Origin of the sequence: Staphylococcus carnosus, from assembly GCF_900458435.1 — a bacterium.
GTDB lineage: Bacteria > Bacillota > Bacilli > Staphylococcales > Staphylococcaceae > Staphylococcus > Staphylococcus carnosus.
In genome coordinates, this window is the sequence record NZ_UHCT01000001.1 from 1,865,792 (window position 1) to 1,884,246 (window position 18,455).

Annotated in this window: 18 protein-coding genes; 6 read left to right on the forward strand and 12 right to left on the reverse strand. The window is 36.3% G+C overall.

Annotation, left to right across the window (positions count from 1 at the left end):
* Positions 1–16: 16 nt before the first annotated feature.
* The 10 genes from purH to purE are packed head-to-tail and all read right to left on the reverse strand — an operon-like array spanning position 17 to position 9,937.
* The gene (gene purH / locus DYE31_RS08970; protein ID WP_015899949.1) at positions 17–1,495 is read right to left on the reverse strand and encodes a bifunctional phosphoribosylaminoimidazolecarboxamide formyltransferase/IMP cyclohydrolase; all 1,479 of its coding nucleotides are present in this window, start codon (positions 1,493–1,495) and stop codon (positions 17–19) included.
* A 17-nt stretch (positions 1,496–1,512) separates the two neighbouring features.
* Complete coding sequence (gene purN, locus DYE31_RS08975) at positions 1,513–2,079, reverse strand: phosphoribosylglycinamide formyltransferase (RefSeq protein ID WP_015899948.1); 567 nt, start codon at positions 2,077–2,079, stop codon at positions 1,513–1,515.
* Positions 2,076–3,113, reverse strand: a complete 1,038-nt coding sequence (gene purM, locus DYE31_RS08980) for a phosphoribosylformylglycinamidine cyclo-ligase (protein WP_015899947.1) — start codon at positions 3,111–3,113, stop codon at positions 2,076–2,078. The genes purN and purM overlap by 4 nt, the downstream gene beginning before the upstream one ends.
* 4 nt (positions 3,114–3,117) lie before the next feature.
* Complete coding sequence (purF, locus tag DYE31_RS08985; RefSeq protein ID WP_015899946.1) at positions 3,118–4,539, reverse strand: amidophosphoribosyltransferase; 1,422 nt, start codon at positions 4,537–4,539, stop codon at positions 3,118–3,120.
* A complete protein-coding gene (purL, locus tag DYE31_RS08990; RefSeq protein ID WP_015899945.1) occupies positions 4,518–6,707 on the reverse strand; it encodes a phosphoribosylformylglycinamidine synthase subunit PurL in 2,190 nt (729 codons plus the stop codon). Before purL ends, purF begins: the two co-directional genes overlap by 22 nt.
* A complete protein-coding gene (purQ, locus tag DYE31_RS08995; RefSeq protein WP_015899944.1) occupies positions 6,700–7,371 on the reverse strand; it encodes a phosphoribosylformylglycinamidine synthase subunit PurQ in 672 nt (223 codons plus the stop codon). The genes purL and purQ overlap by 8 nt, the downstream gene beginning before the upstream one ends.
* Entirely contained in the window at positions 7,371–7,637 is a 267-nt protein-coding gene (purS, locus tag DYE31_RS09000; RefSeq protein ID WP_015899943.1) for a phosphoribosylformylglycinamidine synthase subunit PurS, read from the reverse strand. Before purS ends, purQ begins: the two co-directional genes overlap by 1 nt.
* Positions 7,637–8,341, reverse strand: coding sequence for a phosphoribosylaminoimidazolesuccinocarboxamide synthase (purC, locus tag DYE31_RS09005; protein ID WP_015899942.1), 705 nt, complete (start codon positions 8,339–8,341; stop codon positions 7,637–7,639). The genes purS and purC overlap by 1 nt, the downstream gene beginning before the upstream one ends.
* Positions 8,341–9,468, reverse strand: coding sequence for a 5-(carboxyamino)imidazole ribonucleotide synthase (purK, locus tag DYE31_RS09010; protein ID WP_015899941.1), 1,128 nt, complete (start codon positions 9,466–9,468; stop codon positions 8,341–8,343). Before purK ends, purC begins: the two co-directional genes overlap by 1 nt.
* A complete protein-coding gene (gene purE, locus DYE31_RS09015) occupies positions 9,455–9,937 on the reverse strand; it encodes a 5-(carboxyamino)imidazole ribonucleotide mutase (protein WP_041612960.1) in 483 nt (160 codons plus the stop codon). The genes purK and purE overlap by 14 nt, the downstream gene beginning before the upstream one ends.
* Positions 9,938–10,145: 208 nt before the next feature.
* Here purE and folD point away from each other — a divergent pair, with 208 nt between their 5' ends.
* Entirely contained in the window at positions 10,146–11,003 is an 858-nt protein-coding gene (gene folD, locus DYE31_RS09020; RefSeq protein ID WP_015899939.1) for a bifunctional methylenetetrahydrofolate dehydrogenase/methenyltetrahydrofolate cyclohydrolase FolD, read from the forward strand.
* Positions 11,004–11,126: 123 nt separating this feature from the next.
* On the opposite strand, the gene DYE31_RS09025 is transcribed toward folD, so the two are convergent.
* Together DYE31_RS09025 and DYE31_RS09030 are read right to left on the reverse strand one after the other, a co-directional pair.
* A complete protein-coding gene (locus DYE31_RS09025) occupies positions 11,127–12,203 on the reverse strand; it encodes a M42 family metallopeptidase (RefSeq protein ID WP_015899938.1) in 1,077 nt (358 codons plus the stop codon).
* Between the two features lie 121 nt (positions 12,204–12,324).
* Positions 12,325–13,473, reverse strand: coding sequence for a globin domain-containing protein (locus DYE31_RS09030; RefSeq protein ID WP_015899937.1), 1,149 nt, complete (start codon positions 13,471–13,473; stop codon positions 12,325–12,327).
* A 388-nt stretch (positions 13,474–13,861) separates the two neighbouring features.
* Between DYE31_RS09030 and DYE31_RS09035 the strand changes: the two genes are divergently transcribed.
* The 5 genes from DYE31_RS09035 (at position 13,862) to qoxD (ending at position 18,455) form a co-directional block, all read left to right on the forward strand.
* Positions 13,862–14,179 carry an immunoglobulin-like domain-containing protein gene (locus DYE31_RS09035; protein ID WP_015899936.1) on the forward strand — a complete coding sequence of 106 codons (318 nt, stop codon included), beginning with the start codon at positions 13,862–13,864 and terminating at the stop codon, positions 14,177–14,179.
* 299 nt (positions 14,180–14,478) lie between these two features.
* Positions 14,479–15,591: a cytochrome aa3 quinol oxidase subunit II gene (gene qoxA / locus DYE31_RS09040; protein ID WP_015899935.1), complete on the forward strand. Its 1,113-nt coding sequence runs from the start codon at positions 14,479–14,481 to the stop codon at positions 15,589–15,591.
* Positions 15,591–17,573 (forward strand): cytochrome aa3 quinol oxidase subunit I, encoded by a 1,983-nt coding sequence (gene qoxB / locus DYE31_RS09045; protein WP_015899934.1) that lies wholly within the window; start codon positions 15,591–15,593, stop codon positions 17,571–17,573. Before qoxA ends, qoxB begins: the two co-directional genes overlap by 1 nt.
* A complete protein-coding gene (gene qoxC, locus DYE31_RS09050; protein WP_015899933.1) occupies positions 17,566–18,168 on the forward strand; it encodes a cytochrome aa3 quinol oxidase subunit III in 603 nt (200 codons plus the stop codon). Before qoxB ends, qoxC begins: the two co-directional genes overlap by 8 nt.
* Positions 18,165–18,455: a cytochrome aa3 quinol oxidase subunit IV gene (gene qoxD, locus DYE31_RS09055; RefSeq protein WP_015899932.1), complete on the forward strand. Its 291-nt coding sequence runs from the start codon at positions 18,165–18,167 to the stop codon at positions 18,453–18,455. Before qoxC ends, qoxD begins: the two co-directional genes overlap by 4 nt.

An 18,455-nucleotide genomic window follows, 5' to 3' on the forward strand; every position in this document is an offset into this window, starting at 1 on the left:
TAAACCTCCTGATACCTTAATGTTTGAAGTGGCGTACACCTGTCATTACCATTGCAATGCCATGTTTGTCTGCCATATCAATAGAGTCTTGGTCTTTAATAGATCCGCCTGGTTGGATAATTGCTTTAATACCTGCTTTAGCTGCAAGTTCTACAGTATCGTCCATTGGGAAGAAACCATCAGAAACAAGTGCTACATTGTCATTAATTTCAATCGCACGTTCAATTGCGATTTCAGCTGAACCTACGCGATTCATTTGACCTGCACCAATACCAACTGTTTGATGATCATTACTTAAAATGATGGCATTACTTTTTACTGAAGGAACTACTTTCCAGCCTAATTCCATAGCTTTCCATTGTTCTTCAGTCGGTTCTGCTTTAGTCACTACTTTCATATCGTCACGAGAAATTGTTTTTGTATCTTTGTCTTGTACTAAATAACCGCCAGATACAGATACATATTCTTTCTCATCGTGGTCTACTGTCATTTCAACTTCTAGCAAACGAATATTTTTCTTTTTAGTCAATACTTCTAAAGCTTCTTCAGTAAATGAAGGAGCAATAACTACTTCTAAAAAGATTGAATGTAACTTTTCAGCAAGTTCTTTTGTAACAGGTCGATTCACTGCTACAATACCGCCGAAGATAGATTGGCTGTCTGCATCATATGCATTTTGGAATGCTTCTTCGATAGAAGACCCTACACCTACACCGCAAGGGTTCATATGTTTTACTGCAACAGCAGCAGGTTCTTCAAACTTCTTAGCTAAAGCTAGTGTTGCATCAGCATCTTTAATATTATTAAAGCTTAATTGTTTACCATGTAATTGTTTTGCACCTGCAATCGTATTCGGTGCATCAGAAGTACGTACAAAGTAAGCATCTTGCTGTGGATTTTCACCATAACGTAAAGGTTCTTTATTTTCTTTAAAGAAGTTCACAATCGCATTGTCATAGTCATTTGTATGTTCAAACACTTTAATCATTAATGATTTGCGGAATGTTTCATCTAAAGAGTCATTTTTAATATGTTCAATCACTTCATCATAGTCGGAAGGATCAACAATAGTTGTGACATGTTTGAAGTTTTTAGCAGCTGCACGCAACATAGTAGGTCCGCCGATATCGATGTTTTCAATCGCATCCATTTCTGTTACATCTGGATTAGCAACTGTTTCTTTAAAAGGATATAAATTTACAACAACTATATCAATTAAATCAATCCCTTTATCTTTCAACTGTTGTAAATGTTCTGGTTTATCTCTATCCGCTAAAATACCTCCGTGCACTGCAGGATGTAATGTTTTAACGCGTCCATCCATGATTTCATCAAATTGTGTTAAATCTGATACTGATTTAACTGGCACCCCTGCTTCGTCTAGCGCACGTTTTGTACCACCAGTTGAGTATAATTCATAATCTAAACCAACTAATGATTTGGCAAAGTCTACAATTCCACTTTTATCTGAAACACTTAAAATAACTTTTTTCATTTTAAAAATAGCCCCTCTTATCGAATAATGTTCGCAATTACTTTAGGATATAATTCATATTCTAAATGCTTAATGCGGTCTTCAAGTTGTTCTTTTGTATCATCTGGGTAGATGTCACATTGGCTTTGCTCGATAATTTCGCCAGTATCCATACCGCTATCAACAAAATGCACTGTTGTACCTGTGACTTTATCTCCACTTTCATATGCTTGTCCAATAGCATCAATGCCTTTGTATTTCGGCAATAGCGCAGGATGAATATTTAAAATACGTCTTTCGTATGCATCTAATAAATCCGCACCGATTAAACGCATATATCCTGCAAGTACAATCCATTCCACATCTTCTTCTTTTAAAAGTTTAAGCAATTGCTGCTCATATTCTTTTTTAGAATTGAAAGTTTTAGGTAATGTGATATGAACCGGAATATCTAATTTTTCAGCACGTTGAATTGCATAAGCATCATCATGATCTACATATAATGCAGTTATTTCGATATTATTCAATCGACCGTCTTGTACACGTTGTGCGATATTTTCAAAGTTGCTTCCAGAACCTGAGGCAAAAACTGCTACTTTAGTCACGCTTTAACCCCCGTTAATACAATCGGTTCGTCGCTCGCTTCAGTAATTTTACCAATTTGGTAAGCATCAACATTTTGTTCTTTTAAAATACTCAATGTTTTTTCAGCTTCTGCTTCATCAACTACTAATGTAAAGCCGATACCCATATTGAAAATGTTATACATTTCTTCAGTTTCAATGTTGCCTTCTTTTTGCAACCAATCAAAAACAGCTGGTGTCGGGAAGGATTGAACATCGATTTCAGCTGTAACACCTTCAGGCAATGCACGTGGAATATTTTCATAGAATCCGCCGCCAGTGATATGAGTCATCGCATACAATTTCACTTGTTCTTTCACTGCTAAAACAGGTTTAACATAAAGACGTGTCGGTTCTAAGAATGTGTCTAAATAAGATTTACCATTTTCAAACTCTGCATTAAGATCAACTTCAGAGGCTTTAATCAAATGACGTACAAGACTGTAACCATTTGAGTGAATACCGCTTGAAGCAAGTCCAATAATCACTTGTCCTGGTTTTACAGTTGATCCATCGATATAATCGTCTTTTTCAACTGCACCAACCGCAAAGCCTGCTAAATCATATTCACCTTCATGATACATTTCGCCCATTTCAGCAGTTTCACCGCCGATTAAAGCCGTGTTAGTTTCTTCACAGCCATCGCTGACACCTTTAACGATTTGTTCAATCACTTCAGGTACCACTTTATTCGTTGCAATATAGTCTAAGAAATAAAGCGGTTCAGCTCCTGTTGTTAAAATATCATTCACACACATTGCAACAGCATCGATACCGATTGTGTCATGTTTATCATGATCAATCGCAAGTTTTAATTTAGTTCCGACACCATCTGTACCTGAAACTAAAACAGGTTTCTGCATGTTTAATTGTGATAAATCAAACGCTGCGCCGAAACCTCCTAAACCGCCTAGAACTTCTTTGCGCATTGTACGTTGTACATGACTTTTCATACGTTCTACCGCTTCGTAACCTGCATGAATATCTACACCTGCATTTTTATATGACTCTGCCACAGATTTACACTCCTCTTCTCTTAAGTTCTTTTACTTCTGGTAATTGATGATCGACAATTTCGATTGGATAATTTCCTGTAAAGCAAGCATCACATTCGCCTTTTGAATCAAACTCACGAAATACTTCATGCATGCCTTCTACTGAAAGATACGTTAGAGAATCCGCACCAATCATTTCTTTCATTTCTTCAACTGTATGTTGTGCTGCCATTAATTCAGCATGCGTAGAAACGTCGATACCGTAATAGCATGGATCTACTAAAGGTGGTGATGAAATACCCATGTGTACTTCTTTTGCACCTGCTGATTTTAAAGCTTTTACAATGTACTTACTTGTTGTACCACGTACAATAGAGTCATCGATTACAACAACGCGTTTTCCTTCAATCACGTCTCTGATTGGTGAATGTTTCATGCGTACTTGTTTTTCACGCACACTTTGATCTGGTGTAATAAACGTACGTCCGATATAACGGTTCTTTAATAGTCCTTGCTCATTCGGAATACCTGTATACTCTGAAAAGCCTTTAGCTGCTTGTAAAGAAGAATCAGGGACACCGATGACGATGTCAGCTTCAATACCCATTTCACTCGCAAGTTTTTTCCCTAAAGCTTTACGTACATTGTATATAGAGTGTTTATGGAATTCTGAATCGGGACGTGCAAAGTAAACATATTCCATCGAACACATATTATGATTGATATTTGTTGAATAATAATCATAATCGATATCATTTTCACCACTGAAAGTAATCAATTCACCTGGTTCGATATCTCGAATATAAGTAGCACCGATTGCTTGAAACGCACAAGTTTCACTTGCGACACAATATGCACCGTCTACTTCACCTAACATCAAAGGACGTACACCATTGTTGTCTCTTACTGCTGCTAATTGGTTCGTATTCAGCATGACACAGCTGAATGCACCTTTAACTTGATTTAATGCCGCTTTTTGATTGGTTTTAATGTTTGGTGATTTCCCTCTAATCAACAAATGTGCCAGCACTTCTGAATCACTTGTTGTTTGGAATACACTGCCTTCTGATTCTAAGGCATGGCGAATTTGAACTGCATTCGTCAAATTACCATTATGCGCTAATCCTAAATCACCTTTTGAATGTTTGAATAAGAATGGTTGTACGTTGGCAATCTCGCTAGCTCCTGTTGTCGCATAACGCACATGTCCAATTGCATTTTGAAAACCTTGCAATGATTCTAATTGTGCATCTGAAATTGCTTCAGTTAACAAACCCATGCCACGTGCGCCAAACAGCGATTCGCCGTTTGAACACACGATACCAGCACCTTCTTGCCCACGATGCTGCAAGCTGTGCAACGCCATGTAAGTTAGTGTAGCTGCATGAGGATGATTCCATATTCCAAAGACTCCACATTCTTCATTTAATCCGCGGATGTCATACATTGAGGAATTGCTCCTTCCCAAATTTCGTTTAACGTCGACACGTTTTCTTCTACTGTTGTTTGACCGTTTGTGACTTTAAATTGACCATTATCTTTTACTGTTCCGATTTCTTGTGCATTCGGAATATCTAATGTTTGTCCTTCTTTAACTGCGACAATATAACGACCTTGAGATTCACTGAATAATTGAGCATCAGTTACATCTAATTTCGCATCAACACCTAAACCATAGAAGGCGCTGAAACGTGCAAGTGTAATCAATAAGCCGCCTTTGCCGACAGTTTGTACATGAGAAGCTTTTCCATCTCTGATAGCTTTTTTAATTTGTTCGCCTTTTTCTACTTCTTCAGATAAATCTAAAGCTTCTGATTCATGGTTGACTTTGCCATATAATAATTTCTCAAGTTGGCTGCCGCCGAAATCATTACGAGTTTCGCCTACAAGATATAATTTATCCCCCGCATGAGGATGGAAATCATTTAAGTAATCAATATCTTCAATTAAACCGACCATACCTACTACTGGTGTTGGGAAAATTGAAGTACCTTTAGTTTCGTTATATAAAGAAACGTTACCAGATACAACTGGTGTTTTAAGTACTTCACATGCTTCTGCCATACCTTTTGTAGAATCGATTAATTGTTGATAGATTTCTTTTTTCTCTGGTGATCCATAATTCAAGCAGTCAGTCATAGCGAGTGGTGTAGCACCTACTGCAATTAAGTTGCGATAAGCTTCTGCTACGACCATTTTACCGCCTTCATACGGTTGGTTATATACATAACGTGCTTCACCATCAATTGTAGAAGCAATTGCTTTATTTGTACCTTCAACACGAACTACTGATGCTTGCAATCCTGGTTTTACAACAGTATTAGCACCTACTTGTTGATCGTATTGTTCGTATAAATAACGTTTAGAAGCAATTGTCGGATGTGCTAATAATTTCTTGAATACATCATTCACATCTACATTGCTGTAATCATTTTTAGAAGTGTTATGAGCTTTTTCTTCGCCTTCTAAAATATAAACAGGTGCTTCATCTGCTAATGGTTCTACCGGAATATCAGCATAAACTTCATCTTCGTAAGTCAATACAAAGCGATTTGTATCCGTAACTTCACCGATTACCGCACTATCTAATTCATGTTTATCGAATAAATCTAAGAATTTTTGTTCTGTACCTTTTTCAACAACTAATAACATACGTTCTTGTGTTTCTGAAAGCATCATTTCATAAGGTGAAATACCTTCTTCACGAACAGGCACTTGATCTAAACGCATATGCATACCGCTTCCGCCTTTAGCTGCCATTTCTGAAGATGAAGATGTTAAACCAGCAGCACCCATATCTTGAATACCTACTAATTCAGGGAATGTGATAGCTTCAAGTGTTGCTTCCATTAATTTTTTACCTACAAATGGGTCGCCGATTTGAACAGAAGGACGTTTGCTTTCACTTTCTTCGCTTAATTCTTCAGAAGCAAAAGTTGCACCATGGATGCCATCACGACCTGTTTTCAAACCAACATAAATTACAGAGTTGCCAACACCTTTAGCAGTACCTTTTTGAATCATATCGTGATCAATGATACCAACACACATTGCATTTACTAATGGGTTACCGTCATAACGTTCATCAAATTCAATTTCGCCTGCAGTTGTCGGAATACCGATACAGTTGCCGTAACCGCCGATACCAGCAACGACACCGCGTGTTAATGTACGGTTTTGAATTTCGTCTAATTCACCAAAACGTAAACTATTTAATAAATTGATTGGACGGGCACCAATAGAAACGATGTCACGAATAATACCGCCGACACCAGTTGCTGCACCTTGATAAGGTTCAATTGCTGATGGGTGGTTATGTGATTCAACTTTAAATACCACAGCTTGGTCATCGCCGATATCAACAACACCAGCACCTTCACCAGGTCCCATTAATACATGTTCGCTTGTTGTCGGGAACTGTTTTAAAAATGGTTTTGAATGTTTATATGAACAATGTTCACTCCACATTACAGAAAAAATCCCTACTTCAGTAAAGTTTGGCTCTCTTCCTAAAATGTCGACTACTTTATCATATTCTGCGTCAGTTAATCCCATGTCGCTGTATAATTTTTCAGCTTTGATTTCTTCAATACTTGGTTCAATAAACTTAGGCATTTTGTTCCCTCCAACTATTTACCATTGACTCAAATAATTTCACGCCATCTTCTGTTCCTAAAATTGATTCTAATGCACGTTCAGGGTGAGGCATCATACCGCACACGTTACCACGTTCATTCACGATACCTGCAATATCATCGTAAGAACCATTAGGATTATCTGTATATTTTAAAATGATTTGATTGTTTGCTTCTAATGCTTTATACATTTCTTCAGTACAATAATAATTCCCTTCACCATGTGCTACTGGATAAACTACTGTTTCATTTTCAGCATATTCATTTGTGAAAGGTGTTTGATTATTTACAACTTTTAAAGACTCATTACGACTTACGAATAAATGCATATCATTATGCAATAAAGCACCTGGCAATAATCCTACTTCTGTTAAAACTTGGAATCCGTTACATACACCAAGAACAGGTTTGCCTTCTTCAGCAAAACGTTTAACTTCAGAAATAATCGGAGCAACACTTGCCATAGCGCCAGAACGTAAATAATCTCCGAATGAGAAACCGCCTGGAATCAATACACCGTCGAAGCCTTCTAATGAAGTTTCGCGATAATCTACATATTCTGCCTCTGCACCTGTTTTCAATGCTGCATTCAGCATATCTCTATCACAGTTAGAGCCAGGAAATACTAATACTGCGAATTTCATTATGCATTCTCCTTTTCATCGTCTTCGACAACTTTATAGCTGTACTCTTCGATAACTGTATTCGCAAACAATTTTTCACTTAATGTATTTACAATATTGTGTACTGCTTCATCTGTTGCTTCATCTACAGTAAAGTACAATAATTTACCTACGCGAATATCATTAACTTGGTTATAACCTAAGTCATGTACTGCACGGTTAAGTGCTTGTCCTTGTGTATCTAATACTTGCGGTTGTAGTGTGATGTGCAATTCGATTGTTTTCATTATTTAAGTGCCTCCAGTTTATTTAAGAAAGTTTGGTATGTGTCGATAATTGAACCGCGATCTTCACGGTATACATCTTTATCAAAATTTGTGTCGCTGTCTTTTTCCCAAATACGGCAAGTATCCGGAGAAATTTCATCAGCTAATAAGATATCGCCATCTTCTGTACGACCGAATTCAATTTTAAAATCTACTAAGCGAAGGTTAATGCTGTCTAACATTTCAACTAATGCTTTATTAATTTCTAATGCCATTTTTTTCAATTTTGCAATTTCTTCGTCATTTGCAATATTTAATAATTTCACATGGTCATCTGTGATAAGGGGGTCATTCAAGTCATCATTTTTATAGAAGAATTCAACAAGCGGTGTTTCAAATTCATGTCCTTTTTCAAAACCTAAACGTTTTGTAATTGAACCTGCTGCAATATTTCTTACAACAACTTCTAAAGGTATAATTTCTACTGAACGCACAAGCTGTTCAGTTTCTGATGTTTGTTCTATAAAGTGGCTTTTAATACCATGTTTTTTCAGGTGTTCAAAAATAATTGAAGTAATTTGGTTGTTTAGACGCCCTTTGCCGTCAATATGGTCTTTTTTAGCACCATTTCCTGCTGTCACTTCATCTTTGTATTCAACTCTTAATACGCCATCTTCATCTGTTGAAAAAATACGTTTTGCTTTTCCTTCATATAATAATGACATTACTTATTTCCTCCTTTAAAGGTTGTTAACATTTCTTGTTCTGTTTTATCAACATCATCTGTTAACACTGTCATATGTCCCATTTTTCTTACTGGTTTTCTAGATGCTTTACCATAAATGTGCACGTGCCATTCAGGGTGATCTCCAAATTTATCTTCTAATAAATCTAAATCTTTTCCTAGCAAGTTCATCATGACTGCGGGTTTTAAGATTTCAATTTTTTCAGGCAGCTTTTGACCTGTCACAGCTAGAATATGTGTGTCGAATTGTGAATAATCACAAGCTTCAATAGAATAATGTCCTGAGTTGTGCGGACGAGGTGCGATTTCATTAACATAAAGGTCATTATTTTTATCGATAAAGAATTCCACAGTAAAAGTTCCGACAAAATGTACTTTATTTTTAATTTTATCTACTTCGTTTCGAGCTTCATTTTCTTTATCAGAACGTGCTGGTACGATTGTTTTAAAAAGAACTTGGTCGCGGTGTTCGTTTTCTTGAAGTGGGAAATAACTAATTTGACCGCCATTTCCGATAGTAACTGTTAGTGAGACTTCTTTATATAAATCTAAAAATTGTTCAGCTACACACTCTTGGTTTTCGACAAGAGTTTTTGCTTCATTCAAGTCATTTTCATCACGAACTAATATTTGCCCTTTTCCATCGTATCCGCCAAAACGTGTTTTCACCATAAATGGATAACCTAATTTATCAACTGTGGCATCCAAATCAGAAGGTTTAGTCAACTGTGCATAAGGAACAATTTTAGTTCCAGCAGATTCTAATGTTTGTTTTTCAGTCAAACGGTCTTGAAGTAATTGGATGGCTTGATAGCCTTGGGGAACATTGAATTCTTCAGTTAATGCTTTCAATTGATCTGCAGCAATATTTTCAAATTCATAAGTAATGACGTCTGAAGCTTCTCCTAATTTTCTTAAAGCATCCATGTCATCGTAAGCAGCGTTAATAAATTCATGTGCTACGTACTGACAAGGGGCCTCAGCATCAGGGTCTAAAACGATAACTTTAAAGCCCATTTTTTGAGCTGATTGCGCCATCATTTTACCTAATTGTCCGCCGCCGATAATTCCTATAGTGGCACCGAATTTTAATTTATTGAAGTTCACTTTGCATCTCTCCTACTTTGTCTACTAGTGATTGCTGATACTCTTCTAATTTCTTACGTACTTCATCACTTTTAATGCTTAAGATACGTGCTGCAAGAATACCTGCGTTTTTAGCTCCTGCCTTGCCGATTGCTGTCGTAGCAACTGGAATGCCGCCTGGCATTTGCACAATAGATAACAGTGAATCTAATCCCTTTAAGCTTTTTGATTCAATAGGAACGCCAATAACAGGCAATGTTGTCATTGAAGCAACCATTCCTGGTAAATGCGCTGCTCCGCCTGCTCCTGCAATAATGACATCATAACCATTTAGTCTGGCTTCTGTCGCAAAGTCGAACATTAATTTCGGCGTACGATGTGCAGATACTACCTTTTTATCGTACGGAATTCCAAATTGGTCCAACATCTGGCAACTTTCTGACATTATATTCCAGTCAGAAGAACTGCCCATAATAACTGCCACTTTCAAATTGAACACCCTTTCAATTATTTGAAATTTTAATCAAGTAAGTTGTATATTACAGATATAGCATAACAAATCAGGTAATGCTTTTTCAATCAAAAATCGAACTTTCGACAGTTTTTTTAAAGAAAATTACGTAATTATACGTAAATTCGTTAATTTACACTTTTTAATCTTTGTTAAAGTTCGAAAAATATTTAGGAGGAATTTACACATGGTTGCAAAAATTTTAGATGGCAAACAAATTGCCAAAGACTACCGTCAAGGATTACAAGATCAAGTTGAAGCGTTAAAAGAAAAGGGCTATACGCCAAAACTTTCTGTAATCTTAGTGGGCAATAACGGTGCAAGTCTTAGCTATGTAAAATCTAAAAAGAAAGCTGCTGAAAAAATCGGTATGATTTCAGAAATCGTACATTTAGAAGAAACAGCAACTGAAGAAGAAGTATTAAACGAACTTGAACGTCTGAATAACGATGATAGTGTGAGTGGTATCTTGGTTCAAGTTCCGCTTCCATCACAAGTAAGCGAACAAAAAGTACTTGAAGCCATTAATCCAGAAAAAGACGTTGACGGCTTCCACCCACAAAATATTGGTAAATTGTATATTGATGAACAAACATTTGTGCCATGTACACCGCTTGGCATCATGGAATTATTAAAAAATGCCGATATTGATTTAGATGGTAAAGATGCAGTAGTAATCGGCCGCAGCCATATCGTTGGTCAACCTGTTTCAAAACTATTGATTCAACAAAATGCAACTGTAACTATCTTGCATTCTCATTCAAAAGATATGAGCAAATATCTTAAAGAAGCAGACGTCATAGTCAGTGCAGTAGGCAAACCAGGATTAGTTACAAAAGAAGATGTTAAAGAAGGTGCTGTTGTCATCGATGTTGGTAATACGCCTGATGAAAACGGCAAATTAAAAGGTGATGTTGAATACGAAGACGTTAAAGAAGTTGCGGGCGCTATCACACCAGTTCCAGGCGGAGTTGGCCCAATGACAATTACGATGGTCTTAAACAATACTTTATTAGCTGAAAAAATGCGTCGCGGTCTTGAATAACATAATTTGAAAAATAAAAAGAAAATGTATGAGGGATCATTTTGATTTTTATTTATTAAACTAAATTGAAACAAAAAGAGAGGTGCTTACAAAAATGTAGGCATCTCTCTTTTAAACTATTGATTACCATTTGATATTTTCAACTGTGTCATCATCTAATGATTTCACAACTTCAGTAACTAACTTCACTGCATTCAAATAATCTTGTTTATGCATAATCGAAACATTTGAGTGCATATATCTTAAAGGTACACCTATAACAATTGACGGAATACCATCCTCTACAAGATGGATACTTCCGGCATCTGTACCGCCGCCTTGTGTAGTACCCCACTGTACTTCAATCCCTTTGTCTTTAGCTACCTTTTTAATATGTCTGCGCAAACCGACATGTGCAATAATTGTTGCATCCATGAAAACAACTAATGGACCTTTACCCAGTTCAGATTGCTCAGTTCCACCTTTCATTCCAGGTGTATCATATGCAATTCCTACATCAACAGCAATCGCCAAATCAGGTTTAATTTTATGTGCTGCAACTTTAGCACCACGCAATCCAACTTCTTCTTGCACTGTCGCACCAGATACAAGATTTATATCAATCGCTTCATTTTTTAAATTTCTTAATACATCTACAGAAAGTGCACATCCGAAACGATTATCAAAAGCTTTAGCTAATAAATAATTTTCATCTGCCATCACTTCAAATTCAGAGTATGGTGTTATCATATCTCCTAAATCTATTCCTAATTTTTCTGCTTCTTCTTTTGAAGAAACACCAATATCAATAAACATATTTTTTATATCCATCGCTTTATTTCTCTCTTCAGGTGCTAACACATGAGGTGGTTTCGACCCAATTACTCCTCTGATTTCGCTACCATCTTCTGTTGTCACAGTCACTTTTTGTGAAAGCATCACTTGACTCCACCAACCACCGGCAGCTGCAAATTTGATAAATCCATTTTCGTCAATATCAGTCACTATAAATCCAACTTCATCTAAGTGTCCTGCTATCATCAAAGTTTTATTCCCATTCGCCGCTTTCTTTTTGCCGAAAATTCCGCCTAAGTTATCTTCGATCAACTCATCAGATACAGGTGTAAGATAATCGCGCATCGTTTCTTTAACTTGCATTTCATGCCCTGCAATCCCATTAACATCTGTTAACTTTTTTAATAATTGATTCGTTTCGTCCATTTTCAAATCCCCTTTCATTTTATTTAATATTAGCAATTTTAAAATATAAATAAAAGCAGACAAGCCTATAACCAGGACTTGTCTGCTTTTATTTAAGAATGATTTTTATTTTTAATTAAAATTAAACTTCTACACTTAAACGTGGAATGAATGTTTCGAAGTGGATACGAGATTTGTCTACTCCCAATTCATATAATTCATTCACGATAGATTTCAAGAATGAGATGCCACCGCAAATATAAATTTGTGTGTCATCTGTAACATACGGTTCTAAATCTTCTTTAGTAATATAGCCGTCTGCCTCTCTATCATGCAATGTGTACTCTGCATTATCATATTCAGCTGCAAAGTTAGCTAAACGTTCTGCAAAAGGCACATCAGAAATATCGCGTGTATTTTGGATGAATTGTACACTTGGAGAGTCACCTTCAACTGATTCTTCGAACATTGATACTAATGGTGTTACACCAATACCTGAACCTAAGAAAAGTTGTGGTTTGCTTTCTTCATGTAATCTAAACGCACCTACAGGAGCAGTTAGATTAATGTCATCTCCAACTTTGAATTCATCGTGAAGAATAGTAGAAACTTCACCTTCATTATCTTTTGTTACATCGCGTTTTACTGCAAATGTAAGTGTATCTTTATCTCCGCCAACGATTGAATAGTGACGTTTTGCTCTGTATGGCAATTTTTCACTACTTACATCAACAGTGATATATTGACCTGGAATAAATTGACTTAAATCATATTCATCTGAAGAAACCGTAAATGCTTTAATATCAGATGCTACATTTTCGATATTTGTAAGTTTAAATGGTTGGAAACCGTCCCATAACATGTTGTCATACATTTCTTTTTCTACATCGATGAATACATTCGCAATTTCCCAATAAGCATTAATCCAAGCTTGAATAATCGGATCTTCTTCATCTAAACTTAAAACTTCCATAATAGCAGCGATTAAATTATCTCCAACAATTTTATATCCAGCTGGAGGTACTTGTAATGCACAGTGTTTATAAGCAATTTCTCTGACAACAGGCATAATTGAACCTAAGTTTTCAATATTTGCTGCTGCAGCTAATACAGTTTGTGCTAAGGCAGTTGATTGCAAACCTTTTTTCTGGTTGGTTTGGTTAAACATGTTACGCAATTCAGGATGTTCGTTGAACATTCTATTATAGAAGAATGACGTAATTTCAACACCTTTATCTTGTAACACTGGTACTGTTTGTTTGATAATATCTTTTTCTTGTTCAGTTAACATTTAACTTCACTCCCTCTTCGACTCAAATTAATCATAATACTGTTTTGTCGAATTATAAACATTTAAATCTCAAGTTCACACAATAGTCAAAAACATCAACAATTTTAGACACAAATCTATTACTTTTTATATACATTTGTCTAATTTTAAAACATTGACCTTAATATAGTTGATTGTTTACGATATCTAAAATTCTCAAACCTCCTCTCATCACTAGGATTACGACTTCAAAAAATTTTACGTGTTTTTAATCTAATTTTCATAATTATCATTTAATATTGTATGTATCATAAAGATTAGGTCCATAGTATGATGTGACTTAATCAATAAATCGTTATAGTATAAGTATGAACTAATACGTAAGCCATAAATTCGGAGGTCGATAAAAATGCACAAATTGTTACAGTCTTTATCAGCACTTGGTGTTTCAGCAACACTTGTTACACCGAATTTGAATGCTGAAGCTACTGACAACTCTGTACCTGAATTAAAAGGCGTTGAAGATGCTATCATTCAAAAAGGTGAAAATTACAACTTATTGAATGGAGTCAGTGCTTTTGATAAAGAAGACGGCGATTTAACTGATCAGATTAAAGTCAAAGGAAATATTGATACTAATAAAATCGGTAAATATAAAGTTGAATATCAAGTAATTGACTCAAATGGAGCGAAAGAAATTTCAGAACGTTACATAGAAGTCAAATAATAAGAATAAAAATTTAATAATGGTTTGTTATATTTGTTTTTTGGCGCTATCGCTTACACCCCTTAATTGATAAGGATTCTCAACTATAGCGTCTATTTTTGTGTGAATTGCAATTTATGTCAGTATTCACAAAATGGACACATAATTTTAACAAATCTGTGAAAGCCCGTCAGTCCTAGTGTCTATTGGGCTTTCTTTTATTTTTTCAAAAAAAGTTTCCTTCACCCACTTGTAAATATCACGTAATATCTTAAAATTATTGTTAAGCCCTACAATTGTAGTATTAGGAGGTCAATAAAGTGTCAAAAATCAAGTCTTTGCTTCTATTGTTTGGCTCGTTGATTTTACTCAGCGGTTGTCAAAATATGGAAGTACTTAACCCAAAAGGGCCAATGGCAAGTAGTTTAAAATGGCTGATTATTTATTCAATCATTTTCATGCTTGTTATTGTTGGTGTTGTGTTTGTACTATTTGCTGTATTTTCTTATAAATACCGTTATTCAAATACCACTGAATCAGGCAAAATTCATCACAGCACATTGTTAGAAACTATTTGGTTTATCGTACCATTCATTATTTTATTTGCTTTGGCTATACCAACAGTCAAAACATTATATGATTACGAAAAACCGCCTGCTAGCGACAAAGACCCAGTCGTTGTTTATGCAACAAGTGCAGGTTTCAAATGGTTCTTTGCTTATCCAGAGCAAAAAATTGAAACGGTGAATCATTTAACGATTCCAAAAGATCGTCCAGTAGTATTCAAATTGCAATCTATGGATACTATGACAAGTTTCTGGATTCCGCAACTTGGCGGTCAAAAATATGCTATGACAGCGATGACTATGCAATGGACTTTAGAAGGTGACAAAGAAGGTACATACCGTGGACGTAACTCTAACTTCAACGGTGAAGGCTTTGCTCGTCAAACTTTCCCTGTTCATGTTGTAAACAACTCTGAGTTTAACAAATGGGTAGATAAAGCTAAGAAAAAAGAAGTTCTTAAACAAGATACTTTCGATAAACAACTTTTACCTACAACTAAAAACCAAGAGTTGACATTCAGCGGTACACACATGGCATTTGTAGACCCAGCTGCTGATCCGGAATATATCTTCTATGCTTATAAACGTTTCCACTACACACCAAAAGATCCTAACTTCTATGATGAAAAAGAAGGCGTTTTAAGCAAACCAGATGCAAAATATCCAGCAAGAAAACCTCATGTCACTAATGTGATGTACACACGTCATGGTATGAAAGAAATGATTTTACCAAACAACAAACCATATGATAACGAATTCAAGAAAGAAGAATCTCATAATATGGACGAAATGGAAAAAGCTCATAAAGATGCAAAAGATAAAAAAGCATCTGAGTTAGAAAAGAAAAATGATGGAGGTGAACATTAATGAATTTCCCATGGAATGAATTACTCTTTCACGGTAACTGGATGATTACAATGGCGCAAATTGGTGCTCCTTTCCTAGTTATTGGTGTCATCGCAGTAATCACATACTTTAAATTGTGGAAATATCTGTACAAAGAGTGGTTTACAACTATTGACCATAAGAAAATTGGTATCATGTACCTGCTTTGTGCAATCTTAATGTTCGTCCGCGGTGGTATTGATGCGTTATTAATGCGTACTCAATTAACTATTCCAAACAATACGTTCTTGGAAGCAAACCACTACAACGAAATTTTCACAACACACGGTGTTATCATGATTATCTTCATGGCAATGCCTTTCATCTTCGGTTTATGGAATGCAGTTGTTCCATTGCAAATCGGAGCACGTGACGTAGCCTTCCCTGTTATGAACAATATCAGTTTCTGGTTGTTCGCAGGCGCAATGTTATTATTCAACCTTTCATTTATCGTCGGTGGTTCACCTGCTGCAGGTTGGACAAACTATGCACCACTTGCTGGTGAGTTCAGTCCTGGTCCTGGTGTCAACTACTACTTACTTGCGATTCAAATCTCAGGTATCGGTACGTTAATGACTGGTATTAACTTCTTTGTAACGATTTTAAGATGTAAATCACCAACAATGAAGTTTATGGAAATGCCAATGTTCACAGTGACAACATTCATCACTGCTTTAATCGTAATCTTGATATTCCCAGTGTTCACAGTTACACTAGCGCTTATGACAATTGACCGTATTTTCGGTACACAATTCTTTACAGTCGCAAATGGCGGTATGCCAATGTTATGGGCGAACTTCTTCTGGGTATGGGGGCACCCTGAAGTATATATCGTTGTTCTTCCGGCATTCGGTATCTTCTCAGATATCATTCCAACATTTGCACGTAAACACTTATTCGGACATAAGAGTATGATCTGGGCAACAGCTGCTATTTCATTCTTGAGTTTCTTAGTTTGGGTCCACCATTTCTTCACAATGGGTAATGGTGCTTTAATCAACTCATTCTTCTCAATCTCAACAATGTTAATCGCTGTTCCAACCGGTGTTAAAATATTTAACTGGTTAGCCACACTATATCAAGGCCGAATCAGTTTCGAATCACCAATGCTATTCTCATTAGCATTTATCCCAACATTCACTATCGGTGGGGTTACTGGTGTAATGCTTGCGATGGCGTCTACTGACTATCAATACCATAATACGTATTTCTTAGTAGCCCACTTCCACTACACATTAGTTTGTGGTGTTGTGTTCGCTTGTTTCGCAGCTCTTATCTTCTGGTATCCTAAGATGATGGGTTACAAATTGAATGAACGTTTAAACAAACCATTCTTCTGGTTATTTGTAATTGGATTCAACGTATGTTTCATGCCTCAATTCATTCTTGGATTAGATGGTATGCCACGTCGTTTATACACTTACATGCCTTCAGACGGTTGGTTCATGTTAAACGTAATTTCAACAATCGGTGCGTTAATGATGGCTGCAAGTGTATTATTCTTAGTTGCTAACATCATCTACAGTCACTTAAAATCACCACGTATTGCATCTGGTGACTCATGGGGTCTTGGACGTACTCTAGAATGGAGTACTGCTTCATCAGTACCACCTGTTTACAACTTTGCGATCATTCCAGATTGGGATGACTTAGACACATTTGTAGATATGAAAAAACAAGGTCGTCACTACTTAGACAACCATAACTATAAAGATATTCATATGCCAAACAACACACCTGTTGGTTTCTTCATGGGTATCTTCATGACAATCGGCGGATTCTTCTTAACATTCGAGACAATCATTCCAGCAATCATCTGCTTAATCGGTGTATTCGGTTGTATGATTTATCGAAGCTTCCAAGAAGATCACGGTTACTACATTCCAGCTTCTGAAGTAGCTGCTACTGAAGCAAAACTACGTGAAGCTCGCGAAAAAGAAAGGGAGGCTGCAAGTCATGCATGATACAAACACTATTGATGCGCGTTCGCATGAAGGTAATTTGAACAAGTTTGGCTTCTGGATCTTCCTAACAGCTGAATTCTCTTTATTCGGTACTCTATTTGCAACGTTGCTTATTATGCAACATGCTGGTGATTACGCACACAAACTAACAACTGATTTGTTTGAACTGCCATTAGTACTATTGATGACATTCGCATTATTGATTAGTTCATATACATGCGGTATCGCAATTTACTATATGAGACAGGAAAAACAAAAATTGATGATGATTTGGATGATTATCACAGTTGCACTTGGTGCTGTCTTCGTTGGATTAGAAATCTTCGAATTTGCGCATTATGTTTCTGAAGGCGTAACACCGCAAATCGGTTCTTACTGGTCAAGTTTCTTCATCTTGTTAGGAACTCACGGTGCCCACGTATCATTAGGTATCGTATGGATTATTTGTTTATTAATTCAAGTGGCAACACGTGGACTTAATGAACATAATGCTCCAAAATTATTTATTGTAAGTTTATACTGGCACTTCTTAGATGTAGTATGGGTCTTCATCTTCACTGCAGTATATATGATAGGGATGGTGTATAGCGGATGAATACAATCGTAAAACATACAGTCGGCTTTATAGCCTCTATTGTTCTGACACTACTCGCAGTTTTCGTGACTCTTTACACATCATTGACACTCAATGCTAAAATTACAATTATCTTTGGGTTCGCATTTATCCAAGCTGCACTTCAATTATTAATGTTCATGCATTTAACTGAAGGTAAAGATGGACAAGCGCAATCATTCAAAGTTATATTCGCCATTATTATTACTCTTGTAACTGTTATCGGTTCTTACTGGGTAATGGTTGGCGGACACAGTGCACACATGTAA